Origin of the sequence: Parabacteroides caecihominis (genome assembly GCF_023656785.1) — a bacterium.
Classification (GTDB): domain Bacteria; phylum Bacteroidota; class Bacteroidia; order Bacteroidales; family Tannerellaceae; genus Parabacteroides; species Parabacteroides segnis.
Genome location: NZ_JAMOKS010000025.1, coordinates 73,337 through 87,298 on the forward strand (window position 1 = coordinate 73,337; position 13,962 = coordinate 87,298).

At 45.7% G+C, this 13,962-nt stretch carries 12 protein-coding genes; 6 read left to right on the plus strand and 6 right to left on the minus strand.

The window, feature by feature from the left end; genetic code table 11:
* Nucleotides 1-29: 29 nt before the first annotated feature.
* From NBH14_RS19435 to NBH14_RS19450, 4 genes are read left to right on the plus strand one after another with little or no spacing between them, the layout of a single operon-like run.
* Nucleotides 30-470: a MarR family winged helix-turn-helix transcriptional regulator gene (locus tag NBH14_RS19435; protein ID WP_010802698.1), complete on the plus strand. Its 441-nt coding sequence runs from the start codon at nucleotides 30-32 to the stop codon at nucleotides 468-470.
* Nucleotides 448-1,758 carry a TolC family protein gene (locus NBH14_RS19440; protein WP_186959222.1) on the plus strand — a complete coding sequence of 437 codons (1,311 nt, stop codon included), beginning with the start codon at nucleotides 448-450 and terminating at the stop codon, nucleotides 1,756-1,758. Before NBH14_RS19435 ends, NBH14_RS19440 begins: the two co-directional genes overlap by 23 nt.
* Before the next feature lie 21 nt (nucleotides 1,759-1,779).
* Nucleotides 1,780-2,850, plus strand: a complete 1,071-nt coding sequence (locus NBH14_RS19445; RefSeq protein WP_186959221.1) for an HlyD family secretion protein — start codon at nucleotides 1,780-1,782, stop codon at nucleotides 2,848-2,850.
* Nucleotides 2,851-2,863: 13 nt separating this feature from the next.
* Nucleotides 2,864-4,468 (plus strand): MFS transporter, encoded by a 1,605-nt coding sequence (locus NBH14_RS19450; RefSeq protein WP_186959220.1) that lies wholly within the window; start codon nucleotides 2,864-2,866, stop codon nucleotides 4,466-4,468.
* Between the two features lie 15 nt (nucleotides 4,469-4,483).
* Here the strand turns inward: NBH14_RS19450 and NBH14_RS19455 are convergent, their stop codons facing one another.
* From NBH14_RS19455 to NBH14_RS19485, 6 genes are all read right to left on the minus strand, one after another.
* Nucleotides 4,484-6,832 carry a PL29 family lyase N-terminal domain-containing protein gene (locus tag NBH14_RS19455; protein ID WP_186959219.1) on the minus strand — a complete coding sequence of 783 codons (2,349 nt, stop codon included), beginning with the start codon at nucleotides 6,830-6,832 and terminating at the stop codon, nucleotides 4,484-4,486.
* Between the two features lie 48 nt (nucleotides 6,833-6,880).
* The gene (locus NBH14_RS19465) at nucleotides 6,881-7,693 is read right to left on the minus strand and encodes a DUF6261 family protein (protein WP_186959218.1); all 813 of its coding nucleotides are present in this window, start codon (nucleotides 7,691-7,693) and stop codon (nucleotides 6,881-6,883) included.
* A gap of 19 nt (nucleotides 7,694-7,712) precedes the next feature.
* On the minus strand, nucleotides 7,713-8,057 hold the full coding sequence (locus NBH14_RS19470; RefSeq protein ID WP_186959217.1) for a hypothetical protein: 345 nt from the start codon (nucleotides 8,055-8,057) through the stop codon (nucleotides 7,713-7,715).
* Nucleotides 8,058-8,708: 651 nt separating this feature from the next.
* Nucleotides 8,709-9,359 carry a LuxR C-terminal-related transcriptional regulator gene (locus tag NBH14_RS19475; RefSeq protein WP_186959216.1) on the minus strand — a complete coding sequence of 217 codons (651 nt, stop codon included), beginning with the start codon at nucleotides 9,357-9,359 and terminating at the stop codon, nucleotides 8,709-8,711.
* Complete coding sequence (locus tag NBH14_RS19480; RefSeq protein WP_186959215.1) at nucleotides 9,359-10,597, minus strand: PLP-dependent transferase; 1,239 nt, start codon at nucleotides 10,595-10,597, stop codon at nucleotides 9,359-9,361. Before NBH14_RS19480 ends, NBH14_RS19475 begins: the two co-directional genes overlap by 1 nt.
* A gap of 85 nt (nucleotides 10,598-10,682) precedes the next feature.
* Nucleotides 10,683-12,287 carry a carbohydrate-binding domain-containing protein gene (locus NBH14_RS19485; protein WP_250817715.1) on the minus strand — a complete coding sequence of 535 codons (1,605 nt, stop codon included), beginning with the start codon at nucleotides 12,285-12,287 and terminating at the stop codon, nucleotides 10,683-10,685.
* A 226-nt stretch (nucleotides 12,288-12,513) separates the two neighbouring features.
* Between NBH14_RS19485 and NBH14_RS19490 the strand changes: the two genes are divergently transcribed.
* Nucleotides 12,514-13,293, plus strand: coding sequence for a polyphosphate polymerase domain-containing protein (locus NBH14_RS19490; RefSeq protein ID WP_186959213.1), 780 nt, complete (start codon nucleotides 12,514-12,516; stop codon nucleotides 13,291-13,293).
* A complete protein-coding gene (locus NBH14_RS19495) occupies nucleotides 13,277-13,960 on the plus strand; it encodes a DUF4956 domain-containing protein (RefSeq protein ID WP_186959212.1) in 684 nt (227 codons plus the stop codon). The genes NBH14_RS19490 and NBH14_RS19495 overlap by 17 nt, the downstream gene beginning before the upstream one ends.
* The last annotated feature ends 2 nt before the right edge of the window (nucleotides 13,961-13,962 follow it).

The window sequence follows — 13,962 nt, forward strand, 5'->3', positions numbered from 1 at the left end:
CTATCTTTGCGCCGATAAAAACAGCAAGTATGACAGATAGTGAATTAGCTCACGAACTTAATCTACTAGTATTAAGGACACGCATGACATTCCGCCAGACCATTCAGCGAATACTGAAAAGCAACAACGTCGATATGACCTTTGAAATGCTTCAGGTAATGCATTGTTTGTGGAAAGAACAGGGAGTCAGCCAACAATCGCTGGCCGAAAAAACAGCGAAAGACAAAGCATGCCTCACCAACCTGATCAATAATCTCGAGAAGAAAGGATGGGTTATACGGCAGGAAGACTGTAACGACCGCCGTAATAAACTAATATACCTCACCCCCGAAGGAGAAAAGGTAGCCGCCAAGATCAAATCCCTCCTGAAAGACATGTACACCCAAGTCGGGCAGCAAATGAACACCAAACATATGGAAGCCTGTATGAAACATCTAAGCAAACTGAATGAGATATTTGATCAAATATAGTTTTTTATTGTTACTGTTTATAGGAAAGCCTGTTGCGACTTGTTCCCAACAGGCTTATTCTCTTACCCTCGACGAACTCTTCCACCTGGGTACGGAAAACAGCTTACGTCTGCAAGCCTCCCACATGCAGGAAGTCGTCGCTGCCGACAAGGAAAAAACAGCGCAAACGGCCCGCCTGCCCGGTATCAGTATCGGTGCGACGACCGGATACATCGGACAGTCCACCGTCTTCCGTCAGGGACTGACGCAACCGATTCATCCCGACCTGCCCGACTGGTCACATAATTATAATGTAGAAGTAACCCAACCCATCTATCGCGGAGGTAAAATACATTATAATATCAAACGTGCCTCGTTGGAGAAACAGATTGCAGCACTCAATTCTGCCAGTAGCAAAGCCGAAGTCAAACTGCTCCTGCTCCGTCAGTATATGGACCTTTTCAGCCTCTACAAACAAAAAGATGTATTTGCCCGTAACGTGGAAGAGTCCACCCGCAGACTTGAGGATATCCGCCGCCTGAAGAAAGAAGGTATCGTCACCCGCAACGACGAGTTGCGTAGCGAACTGCAACTTACCAACGACCAGCTGGCTTGCCGCGAAGCAGACGACAATATCGCAATCGTCTCCCAGCAACTCGACGTCCTGCTCGGACTGGATGAAACATTCCTCCTGCAACCCGACACGGCATTGCTTTACACGGCTGTTTCACTGGAAAGCTATGATGCCTACGTCCAACAGGCTTACCTCAACTATCCCGAATTACAGATCGCCCGCTACAATACGAAGCTGGCCGAAAACGATATATTCCTGTCAAAAGCCGACTATCTGCCTTCACTCTCGATACGTGCCGCCAATACCCTGGCACGCCCGCTGAGCACTACGATGGAAGACGTCTTCTCCAACAACTGGAATATCGCTTTAAGCCTCTCCTACAACCTGTCATCTCTCTATCAGAATAAACACAAGATGCATGAGGTAAAACAAGTTGTCAATATCCAAAAAAATAAGGAAGAACAAATCCACCAGAATATCCGTATTAATGTCAAAAGCGCCTGGATCAGGCATCACGAAGCGCTCGACCGCGTACAGGCACTGATCCTGTCGGTCAGGCAAGCGGAGGAGAACTACCGTATCGTAAACAACCGTTATCTCAACCAGCTATCCATCCTGACCGACCTGCTCGATGCCAGCAGCGTCAGGCTTGAAGCCGAACTGCAACTGACCAATGCACGCACCGAGGCCATCTACAGTTATTATCAACTGATGCATGCGTGCGGCAATTTATAACTCAATTAAAAACAGACAAATATGTCCGGACTAGATAGAAAAAGAAAACAACTGAGGAGACTGAAAATAAGGAATATCACCCTCAACACCGTATGTATCCTGCTCGCTTTCGGCGGCATATCATGGACGGTCAACTACTTCTGGAAATATGTCAACTACGAAATCACCAATGACGCCGTAGTGGATCAATATATCACCCCCGTCAATATCCGCGTACCGGGTTACATCAGGGAAGTCCGTTTCACCGAGCACCAGCAGGTAAAGGAAGGCGACACCCTTCTGATCCTCGACGACCGGGAATACCGTATCAAGCTGAAAGATGCCGAAGCCGCCCTCCTCGACGCCCAGGCCTCTAAAGACATACTAAGTTCCGGCATCGAAACCTCCCAGGTGAATATCAGCGTACAGGAGGCAAATATCGCCGAGACGGAAGCCCGCCTTCGGCAACTCGAACAGGACCATCGACGTTATGCCAACCTCCTGGCCGAAGAGTCCGTCTCGCAACAGCAATACGAACAGGTCAAGGCTGAATACGAAGCCATGAAAGCCCGTTACGAATCCCTGCTCCGCCAAAAGAGTGCCGCCCAATCGCAATATTCGGAGACGAGCAAGAAAAGCGGCAGTGTGAAGGCGGCCATCCTGCGCAAAGAAGCCGACCTGGAGATGGTGCAGCTCAACCTGTCGTATACAGTCGTCACCGCCCCCTTCGACGGATACATGGGACGCCGCACACTGGAAACCGGACAACTGGTTCAAGCCGGACAAACCCTCAGCTACCTCGTCCGCAACAACGACAAATGGATAACTGCCAATTACAAGGAAACACAAATCAGCCATATCTACATCGGCCAGCAAGTACGCATCAAAGTAGATGCCGTAGACGACCGCATTTTCCACGGCACCGTGACGGCGATCTCCGAAGCGACCGGCTCCAAATACTCCCTCGTCCCGACCGATAACTCTGCCGGCAACTTCGTCAAGATACAACAGCGCATCCCTGTGCGCATCGACTTGACAGACGTTTCGCCCGAAGACATGAACCTGCTCCGTGCCGGCATGATGGTGGAAACGGAAGCATTGAAAAGACATTGAATAATACAGCATAATGGCTACACAAACACCCCTGAATGTCCCTATCCGCCCCTGGGTCCCCCGCTGGCTGGGGATCGTTACGGCTTTTACCGTCATGCTGCCGATCATCCTGATCAACGGAGCCTATACCGGGACTATCACCGAAGTTTCGGGAACGCTGGGTGTGTTGAGCGAAGACATCAGCATGGCTTACTATGCGACATCGGCGGGAATGGCGGTTGCTTATCCGCTGATCCCGAAAGTGCGTCCGGTTGTGACTACTAAAACGATCCTGCTGATCGACCTCCTGTTACAGGTGATCCTCAGCTTTATCTGTGCGCAGGTGAACCAGATGGATATCATTATCGTATGCAGCTTCTTTATCGGTTTTCTGAAAGGTTTCGCCATGCTGGAGATCATCCTGATGATACGTCCGCTTTTCAGTCCGCAGAATGTGCGCAGCGAATTTTATGCTTACTTCTACCCGATCGTGTTCTCGGCAGGCCAGGTCTCGATGGCGGTCACGGCACAGTTGGCCTATTATTACCAATGGCAGTATATGTATTACTTCGTTATCCTGCTCTTGCTGGTTGCCATCTCTTTTATCCTGATGTTCTTCCGGTATGCCAGGCGTCCCGTTTATTTTCCTTTTAAAGAGATAGATTGGAAAAGTATCCTGCTCATGGCCTCCATCCTGCTTTTCACCATCTGGTCGGCCACCTACGGGAAGACACTCGACTGGTTTTCGTCCGTTAAAATCACGGTGTATGTGTTGTCGCTGCCGGTGTTGGTCTGGTTATTCCTGTTCCGGCAGAAGACGCGGAAAAATCCGTATCTGAAACTGGAAGTGCTGAACAGCAGCAAGGCGTTGATCGGCTATTTCTTCATGATGCTGGTGATGTTCTTTTCTTCCACCAGTTCGCTGGTGACCAGTTATATGAATAATATCATACGGGTAGACAGCGTACATGCCAACTTTCTGAATCTATGGATGCTGCCGGGGTTTATCTGCGGGGCGGTGATCTGTTTCTGGTGGTTCCGCTGGCAACGGTGGCGTTTCAGGATACTGATATCCGGAGGGATGCTGTGTTATGTGATCTATCTGGCTATCCTCTATTTCGGGATCACACCGGACGGGAGGTACGAAATGTTATATCTTCCGATGTTTCTCCGGGGAATGGGAATGATGATCTTGTTTATCGCTTTCGGTGTGTATGCGGTGGAAGATATGAATCCGAAGCTGATGATATATAATGCCTTTTTCCTGATCACCTGCCGTTCGGTGATAGCACCTGCCCTGTCGTCGGCCTTCTTCAATAATATGCTTTACCGCCTGCAATTGCGGGATATGGCGATCCTGTCGGAGAATATGCGCCTCGATAACCCGCTGGCAGCACAGCAATACAACCAGTCACTCAATAATGCACTGGCACAGGGACATAGCATGACGGATGCCGTGCAACTGGCGACAAACAGCTTTTACACCATCCTGCAATCGCAAAGCCTGTTGCTTGCCTTGAAAACGATCATCGGCTACGTGCTCATCTTTGCGATTGTGGTGATGGTTATCTCCCGCTTTACGCCTTTCCACAAGACTTTGAAGGTCGAGATTGTAAAGACTGGGGAAGATATGGTTTAAAAAAGGATGGAAGTGTTATGGGTTGGGATCATTGAATAATACTCCATCTTTATATAACTTGACATTTGCTGCGGTCAGTGCATTGGGATTATTGGGATCGGGAGTAATTGTGCTGGCTCCTATATATGATGAACCTTTACTATCTTTATTCAGATATAAAATACAGTCAGAAAGAGTTATACTTCTGCAGGAAGATCTACGTCCCGATCCGATGGCATAAGCCCACTCCCAATTTCCCTTACTTATAGCAGTGACTGTTCCTCCTGATATTGTTATATCTCCACAACTAGAAAGCCAACTTCCTGAACCTATTCCAGCTGCATTGCTATTTCCCTCAATATCTAATGTTCCATTAAGAATTGTTATATTACCACATGTACAATTAGAATTGGAACCTATTCCAGCTCCATATGTATCATCAAAAGGATTTCTTATGATAAGTGAACCCTGCCCATTTATAATAATATTAGCATTCTCATTTGTTAAGAATATTCCACCATCACCTGTCAATTTATTTGTTCCGGTAAGAAGAATAACAGGAGTACCCTGTTCTATTTTAATAGGTGCCTCCTCAGTATTCATTTTTATATTCACATTACTCAGAGTGACAATAGCATCATCCTTTATAATAATTTGTCCATGTGTTTCTGTTCCGTCGCCTTTTATCAGATATTCTCCCTTATTTAAAGTCTGAGTATCATCATTAGGAGTAATGGTCTTAGCCTTGAAACTCAGTTCTAATCTATAAGTATAAGTTTGATTATTCTTATCAATAAGAAAAAGCAATAAGTTTGCAGAAGTTCCGTCGACAGCTTTTACTTTTACTTCCGTATCCGTTACTGAAACAATTTTCCAACTATTATCTACCATTGCAGAAACTTTTGCACCTGCTTTATCTGCTCCTTCTATAGTATAACTGATAGAAGGATAGTCACCTTCAAAATCACGATCAGCAGTAGTAATGTTCAATGAAAGATTCTTATATTTGGAAACCTGGAAAGTACTGCCATTTGCTAAAGTAAACTCAACATAGTCAGCATTATCTTTATTGATACTACTGAATATACAGTTGGCATCGCTACCTGGTGTTCCTGCCGGACCGGTACTACCCGTATCGCCTTTGTCTCCGGTATCTCCCTTATCTCCGGTCACTTTTTGCCAGTTTGCTCCATTATCTATGCTCAAATAATAAGCACTGTTCTCTTTAGGTTCGGGATTGATCGTTCCTGTCGTTATGTCACTGCCTAACTTCAACAAAGGAGCAGCGGCAGAAATTCCATCATGGCCATTTGCACGGATTTTCTCTCCGGTATCCGGATCAGTCAGCCAGTTTCCGTTTAATTTCCAATAATAATCGTCTCCATCTTTAGCGACGGTTATTTGTGGGGTATCGCCTGATTTACCTTTCTCACCATCCCAGATGTAAGCATATTTTATTTCGTCAGATAAAGTGCCATTGTCGTCTGTTTCCTGGTAACTGATCTTCTGTCCTTTTATGTCCGGATTGTTCGGATGGATCGTTTCAGAAATGTCAGTAATAAAGATTTTTCCACTAATCAAAACCCGGAAGGCCTCTATTTCATCATTTATAGAATTCAATATCTGATTGACTGATTCTGCCCATGTCCAGGTGGGAACTTTTATCTGGCTTCCGCCTGCCAAATGGAAAATGACATAATCCGTACTTGTCTTGATATCTACTTCCGTAAACATCGTGTCGCCATCGTTTCCATCATTTCCATCGTTGCCCGAAACCTTTGTCCACGATTTTTTATTATCTACACTCAGATAGATTGCATCTGGAATTAAGTCTTTGGCAAGTCCCTCATCCATAAGCTCTTTTCCTGTTTTTAATTCCGGTTTCGGAGCATTTTGTCCGGGTGCACCATCCTGTCCGGAACTTCCATCTTGTCCGGGTTTTCCGTCTTCACCGGGTTTTCCGTCTTGTCCGTCCTTGCCGTCCTGACCGTTGGCACGTATGGAGTTTCCATCCGCATCTTTCAGCAATTCACCGTTCAGCGTCCAGTACCAATTCCCGTCTTTCTCCCGGATGACGCTGATGACAGGTACATCGGTTGTGATACCCTGATCGCCTTTATCGCCTTTGTCACCTTTTTCACCATTATAAATGGTAATGGGTGACTGGCTTTTGAATGTAATAGTATAACCTACGACCTCACCGTTCAAAGTAACAGGTGTAACCTTGGTGATGTAATCCTGTCCGTCGACCAGACTTTGTAATGCTTCAATATTACTGTTCATTACTTTCTGCCAACTTTCCAGGGCTTCGATGCGTTGCTCCTGTTCGTCCAATGCATTCCATAGTTTATCATCGTTGTAGCAACCCGATAAAACTATAGCCATTATTATTCCAAATAGACAATTTTTTATTTTCATATGCTTTTCTCTTATTTATTCTATTTCAGGACGATCTCCGCCACCGCTGCCGCCACCTTCTTCAGTACCGCTATCGGGGTCATGCTGCGCCTCTTCGCCGTCATCGGTTTTACCGCCCTTGCCGGTTCCGATGCGGCTGGAAATAACGGTACGGTATTTATCGATCAAGGCATTCCACCAGCCAAAGAGTTCCAGATAGTCTGCATCGCCATCGATAAGAGCCAACGCATTCAGGCGCTTCACCAGTTTTTCGTAGGCGTCATTCAATTCCAGACGGGTGATGGTTGCTTTACGCTTGCGCTTATTCAGGCCCTCATCGTCAAATAGGGATGATTCGAGTTCCATCGCTTCATTGTATAATGTTTTGAGTCCGGTAACGCGTTTCATGAGGTTTAATTTTTCGATATATGTCTTGTATTTATCCGATTCACACTCTTTGATCAGGTTATTGAGGAATTTCAGGATATCATTATATTTCATCCGTCCCATATTGGTATATTTTTTCAATACCTCGAATATGATGGCGGCAGCAGCGGCAGTTTCTGCGTCTTCACTGGATAATTCACCTTTAACAAGATTGTAGAATCCTATACGCGAAGCATTTATCTTTTTCTTCAACTCTTTCGATCTCAATGAATAATCGGCTTTGCTGATTTTGTTGAGACTGCCATCGAATTGATCTACCTTCGCATTAAATAATTTCGATTCTTTATCGAACTTCAGGACGGAGAAGTTAGAAGCATTTAAATAATTGACGATAAAAATACAGAAGTTCAACCATTCGCTTTGTGTAAACTTCGTTTTAGGAACACTCTGAATTGTGGCCATAATGCATTTGTTTTAATGTTTATAATATAGATACTAATGCGTCAGCTTGATATGTAATTCTGACAACCGCGGGTGTCAGTGCGTTGTCATTGCGCATTTCATCAAAAACCATCGTTTCTGACAAATAATCCTTGCGCATACGGTCAAAAACCATCGTTTTTAGTATTGTGCATAAGGGAAATGTTAAATAAACTGCGATTGTCTTACTGTTTTCCATAAACATCTTATTAAAAACCGTGGTTTTTGCAACTCTGCTTAGAGGAAAAGTAATATCACCCATGTTTTTTATAGAAATGTTCATAGGTGAGTGAGTAAAAACCGCATTTTTTGTTTTTTGAATTTGCTTTTTTATAGTATCATTCATATTTGCTATTATTAAGAATGACTAGAATAAACGATCGTTTTTTCTAGTCATTTTAACTATCACCAACTTTACACAAATTAACACTATTGATTTTATACTTTGATTGATATTCAATTAAACGATAGGTTTATATAATTTCAAAATAATTCTATTAATGTTTTGATATGTAAAAAATAATAACGTCATTTGTGACTAGAAAAAACGATCGTTAAATCTAGTCATATATAAAATGATATATATCCATTGAAATACATATCACCAAATACGTTTTTTCAAATCATCAAAAAAGTCTATTTTATAATACAGCATGCCTCTAAAAGGCATTGTAGAGGGGTTTCCATTTGTTAAAATTCAGCAAAGGCATAATTAAGAGGTCTTTGGGGGGATATGAATGTTTTGGTTATTGTCAGATATGAGCTATTTATAGTGACTGGTTGTACCTGGCTCCCCTCTCGAGAGGGGGAAGGGGGTGTGTCATATTCCGCCTACACAACCACCATAATCAGAGTTACTTGACTATTGCAGACGGCAAATAAACCTGTAACAAGGCTTGTTTTATTGACTGGCTTTAACACACCCCCTACCCCCTTTCAAGAGGGGAGCCAGATACAACCAGTCGCCATAACAATACAGTAAATAGTTCAATTATTTCTAAATATAGTATTCCGCTGCATCGACTATCCCTGCGCGCAGGGCATATTTGGTTGCCTCGTGCACATTATTTACTTCCAGTTTGCGGAAAATGTTTTTGCGATGGGTGGTGATGGTGTGGATGCTGGAGAAACGCTCGGAGGCAATTTCTTTGGTTGTCTTGCCTAAAGCGATGGATTTCAGTATTTCTTTCTCTGTCGAGGTCAGTACGGGGTGCTCTTTGGGTTCATGGACTATTTTCTTTTCTGAAAGCAGGTTATGAATCCGTTGACAGATAAAACGTTCGGAATGTAAAGCCGATTGCAGGGCCGCACGTATTTCTGCTGACGGGGCATCTTTCAAGACGATGCTGAAAGCCTCGCTGCTGAAGAGGATGCGGCGGATAAAATCTTCGCTCAGTTCATCGCTGAAAAGTATCCAGGAGACCTGTTTGAAACGTTCCTGCAAGATCAGAAGTTCGTCGGCACCCGTCAAATCGAAAAGCGTGTAGTCGAGGATTATGACAGCCTGCGGATGCTGTTGGAGGAGTTGAAGCAGCTCGTGTTTGTCGGCAGCCTCGGTCATAAGGCCAAGGTCCGGCATCCTGTCGCTCAGGTAAAGGATGCCGGCTTTGGTGATATCCTGGTTATCGGCTATGATAAGCGTCCGCATCAGCGTATGGCTAAAGCCTGTTTAATGTCGTTATACAAATCGTCGACCGGTTCGAGTCCGACTGACAGGCGGATTGTTTGCTGGCTGATATCCATTTCCTGCCGTTGCATTTCGGTGAAACTGCCATAGATGGTGCTTGCCGGATGGATAGCCAATGTCTTGTTGTCGAACAAGTTCGTGGCACGGCAGATTAGTTGCAGGCGATTCATAAAGGCAAAGCAAGCCTCACGGGAAGACAGGTCGAATGTCAGCATGGCTCCCGGATATTTTCCGAACTGGGCAGTGCTCAGTTTATAATAAGGATTATCTTTCAGGCCGGTGTAATTGACCGACACAATACCTTCCTGCGTTTGCAGCCGGCCAGCCAGTTCCAGGCAAGTTGCTCCCTGCCGTTCGAAACGGAGGGGCATGGTTTCCAGTCCCAGCGTCTGCATGTAGGCGACCTGCGGAGTCATATAAGCGCCCAGATTCCGGTGTATCTCCTTCCGGAGGCGGGCGGTGAAAGCGCGTTCGCCAAACTGTTCATACCAATGTTTCAGTGTGATAAAATGGCTCCAGTCGAAGGTCCCGTTATCAAGTATCAGACCTCCTATGCTTGTTGCCCCGCCGGAGATATATTTGGTGCTGGATACGATCTCGATATCTATACCGAAATCTTTTCCGTGGAAGACGGAGAAAGGAACGATCGTCGTGTCGGCGATCAAAGGTACTCCCGCCTCCTTTGCGATAGAAGATAACATCTTCAGGTCGGCCACTTCCAACTGCGGATTGGTAATCACTTCGAGAAAGATCGCACAGGTGTTGCAGTCGATATGGGCGCGGACCTCGTCGGGATCGGTCAGGTTGCAGAAACGTGCCTCGATATCAAAGGCGGCCAGCGTCGTCTTCATCAATGACCAGGTATTGCCGAACAGATGCGGGGAAGTGACGATATTGGCTTTTGCACGCCCGATCGTCATCAACGTGTTGCAAATGGCGGCCATACCGGAATTAAGGGCGGTGACACTCATGGCTCCGGTAACGGACAGCACACGATCTTCAAAATATTGTACGGTCGGATTCGTAATCCTCGAATAAGCATGGTCGGACGTACGGCCACAGAAAGCGGCTTCCATCGCTTCCGCCGATTCGAACTCGTAAGCAGCAGTGTTATAGACCGGCATTGCCAATGAGCCATAGGCGTCCGGCTTCTCGTAAGGCGTATGAAGCAAACGGGCTTCAAAACTATTTTCTTCCATTCTGTATTTTCCTAATGTAATTTTCTTTTTGCCGCTACAAATGTAGGATTCATTTACATTCGGAGTATATAAAACGGAAGTTTTTTTACCAGCCGCCCGGTCTGCCGCCTCCGCCACCGCCTCCTGGTCTACCGGAATAGGAGCCGATGGTCGTTACCATCGAACTGGTGGTAAAGGTGGCGGCCTGTGTGCCGCCGGAGTAGGTTGCACCGGAATAAAGCCCGTAAAAATCAGTGCCACCGGCGACAGTCCCTCCGGTATGGATCGTATAACCGGAACCGGATTTCAATGCCGGACTGCTGAATAACAACGTCATTTGCTGGAGCGTGCGCGGGATATTGAAAGTCAGTATGTCTGTCCCGTCTGCGGCACTTATATGGAATAATGTGTTTTGCGTACCGCTTCCGCCATAGATCAATGAAGGTTGGGTACATACGTTAGAGGTCGGTGTGCTGGTGCTTCCGCCGATGCCGATGAGGGTGCCGCCTGTTATTTTGAAAGTATTCTGGTCGCAGTCGAAGCCCTCTTCCGGTGAAGAAGTGCCGATGGCAATGACGATGCCGCCGGTGATGGTGAGCGTACCGTTGGAATCGACACCGTCGTTTGCCGTACTGTAACAATAAATATCGCCGCCGTTGATAACGATGGAGGTGGCGGCATTGATACAGTCGTCGTATGCCTCGACGATGATGTATCCGTCATTAATGGTCAGTTCTTTCTTGCTTTCGATGCCCTCGGCTTCGGAGCGGGAGGTTTTTATGCGGATATCTCCCCCGTTGATGGTGAGGTTGCCCAGGCTTTTGATGCCTTTGGCGGAGGTGCCGGTTGTTGTTATGTTGATCGTGCCGCCATCAATGTCCATATAGGGGTTGATGGAAGAGTCGGAACCTTCATAGGAGGTGGTGATGCCTTCGTCGCCGCTGATGATTATGATGTTGCCGTCTTTAATAAGGATATATCCTTCTTCGCATTCGATAGCGTCGGTGGCAGCATTGATTGTCAGGGTTCCGCCGTCTATGATTACGGCATCGTTGGTATGGATGCCGTCGGATACTTTGCTGGTGAGATTGAAAGTGCCTTCGTAGATACGTACGTAATCGTCACTGCAAAGGGCGTGTTTGTTATTTCCGTTTATGGTCAGTGTGCCGTTTCCGTTGAAGATAAGCTGTCCTTCGCTGAAGAAAGCGGCTTTCTGGTCTTCGCTACCGTTTGTTGCATAGGAAGAGCCGTCGGTTAATGTGTTTTGAGTACCCTCGTTCAATTGCACGAAAACGCGTTTATGGGATTGGATATTGATAGCGGGGCCGGATGGATTGGTGATAGTTAGTCCGTTGAGGGTCAGCTTGAATTTATAATCGCTGTATATCTTCACCATGCCATTGGCGGTCGAGCCGGAAAGGATATATTCGATTTCCTCCGCCGTCGAAATAATCGTTACCTGATCGCCACTGGCCTGGACCGATACACCGTTATCCGCCATCGGATTGGATATGTTTACCGTATTATCAAAAGAGATGGTAACCGTACTGGAGAAGTCAGAGTTTTCCACCTGGTCTTTTTCATCATCGGGAACAGCCTTCGTTTCTTCACCGGAAGAGATATTATCCGTCCCGCAAGCCGGCAAAGAGAGCACTGGCATAACCAGGGATACCATAAATAAACAGCTTTTTATTACATTATACTTTATCATATACATTGTTATATCTATTACTATAATACATTGACTTTTTGACCTTCAAAAATATCCTTCTTTCCTATCCCGTTAAAAAAGAATCAGTAAACAGCTCGTTTTTATCTGTAAACTGATTTCATTGAATAAATCCTCTACTTCACTGATTATTTTTTTCATTGTATAATACTACTTCTACTTTTGAAACTAAAATGTAACAAGTATAACTATCAGTCCGAAAGGCAATATGAAAGAAAAGGTTATCTACTCTCTTCTGGAAAACTTTCCCTCCATCTCCCTGGCTGAGATGGAGGGCGTCCGGCTAATGAACCGGATAGATACGAAGTTCACCACGACTACCGATCAGCTGGCACAGCTACTGATACTGCTGCAAAAAGACTACTATGTACAGGAAATAAACAGCAATCGGATCAGCCCTTACCGGACAGTCTATCTGGACACCCCAGGACTTGCCATGTACCTCGCCCATCAAAATGGACATAAAACCCGTGAGAAAATACGTATGCGTTCTTACATGGACTCCTCTCAGACCTTCCTCGAAATAAAGGATAAAAACAACAAAGGAAGAACCCGGAAAGTACGGATGCCCCTCCCTTCCATAAATGCCTGGCTTCTGACGAAAGCCAAACTGTTCCTGTGTGAACATGCCTCTTATCAGTTGGATGATTTAAGATTACAGGTAGAAAACCTATTCGACCGCATCACGCTGGTGAACCGAGAGAAAACAGAACGGCTGACGATAGATACCGGCCTCTCCTTCCGTAACCTCTCTTCCGGCAAAGAACAATCGCTGCCCGGGTTGGTTATCATCGAACTGAAGCAGGACGGCAACATCCCTTCCCATGCCAAAGCCTGTCTTTCGCAGTTGCATATCCATCCGGTCAGCATCAGTAAATATTGCCTGGGCACACTCCTGACTAATCCGGATGCCAAACGCAACCGCTTCAAAAAGAAACTTACTCAAATAAATAAACTAGCAAACTATTCTTATGGATACATTCTTTGATATCGTAGAGGAAGCGCAGTTGATGGGTTCTCCTGTCATGGATACGGAGGCATTCACACAACTGATCCTTCGCTTTCTTTTCAACTTTGTGGTTGTCGGACTGATCATCCACTTCTTTTATTATCCCAAAAGCCGCCGAAGGGATTACTATTTCACATTCTCCCTGATTAATGTCAGCGTCTTTTTCCTGATTATTCTGATGGGAAGCGTGAAATTAAAAATCGGTTTTGCACTGGGTATATTTGCTATCTTCGGGATTATCCGCTACCGCACGGAATCGGTCCCTATCCGCGAAATGACTTACCTGTTCATTATCATTGCCCTGTCTGTCATCAATGCTCTGTCCGTACAGATCAGTTATGCGGAACTGATTGCGACGAACTGCATCTTTATCCTTGTCACCTGGCTGCTGGAAAGCGAACGTTGGCTAAAACATATCTCCTGTAAACTGATCCTGTATGATAAAATCCAACTGATCGTTCCGGAGAAGCGCGAAGAACTGATGGCAGACCTTCGCAACCGTACCGGACTGGATATCCGGAAGATAGAGATCGGACATATTGATTTCCTGCGCGATGCCGCCTTCATTAAGGTCTATTATGAATCCGACGTACGCGAAATCAACTCGGTCGATACAGTAACCCGTTTCCCGCGGGAGGGAGAATAACC

Coding starts and splice junctions, on each gene's coding strand:
- NBH14_RS19435 (WP_010802698.1), top strand. CDS start 30: ATGACAGATAGTGAATTAGCTCACGAACTTAATCTACTAGTATTAAGG.
- NBH14_RS19440 (WP_186959222.1), top strand. CDS start 448: ATGAGATATTTGATCAAATATAGTTTTTTATTGTTACTGTTTATAGGA.
- NBH14_RS19445 (WP_186959221.1), top strand. CDS start 1,780: ATGTCCGGACTAGATAGAAAAAGAAAACAACTGAGGAGACTGAAAATA.
- NBH14_RS19450 (WP_186959220.1), top strand. CDS start 2,864: ATGGCTACACAAACACCCCTGAATGTCCCTATCCGCCCCTGGGTCCCC.
- NBH14_RS19455 (WP_186959219.1), bottom strand. CDS start 6,832: ATGGCTATAGTTTTATCGGGTTGCTACAACGATGATAAACTATGGAAT.
- NBH14_RS19465 (WP_186959218.1), bottom strand. CDS start 7,693: ATGGCCACAATTCAGAGTGTTCCTAAAACGAAGTTTACACAAAGCGAA.
- NBH14_RS19470 (WP_186959217.1), bottom strand. CDS start 8,057: ATGAATGATACTATAAAAAAGCAAATTCAAAAAACAAAAAATGCGGTT.
- NBH14_RS19475 (WP_186959216.1), bottom strand. CDS start 9,359: ATGCGGACGCTTATCATAGCCGATAACCAGGATATCACCAAAGCCGGC.
- NBH14_RS19480 (WP_186959215.1), bottom strand. CDS start 10,597: ATGGAAGAAAATAGTTTTGAAGCCCGTTTGCTTCATACGCCTTACGAG.
- NBH14_RS19485 (WP_250817715.1), bottom strand. CDS start 12,287: ATGATAAAGTATAATGTAATAAAAAGCTGTTTATTTATGGTATCCCTG.
- NBH14_RS19490 (WP_186959213.1), top strand. CDS start 12,514: ATGAAAGAAAAGGTTATCTACTCTCTTCTGGAAAACTTTCCCTCCATC.
- NBH14_RS19495 (WP_186959212.1), top strand. CDS start 13,277: ATGGATACATTCTTTGATATCGTAGAGGAAGCGCAGTTGATGGGTTCT.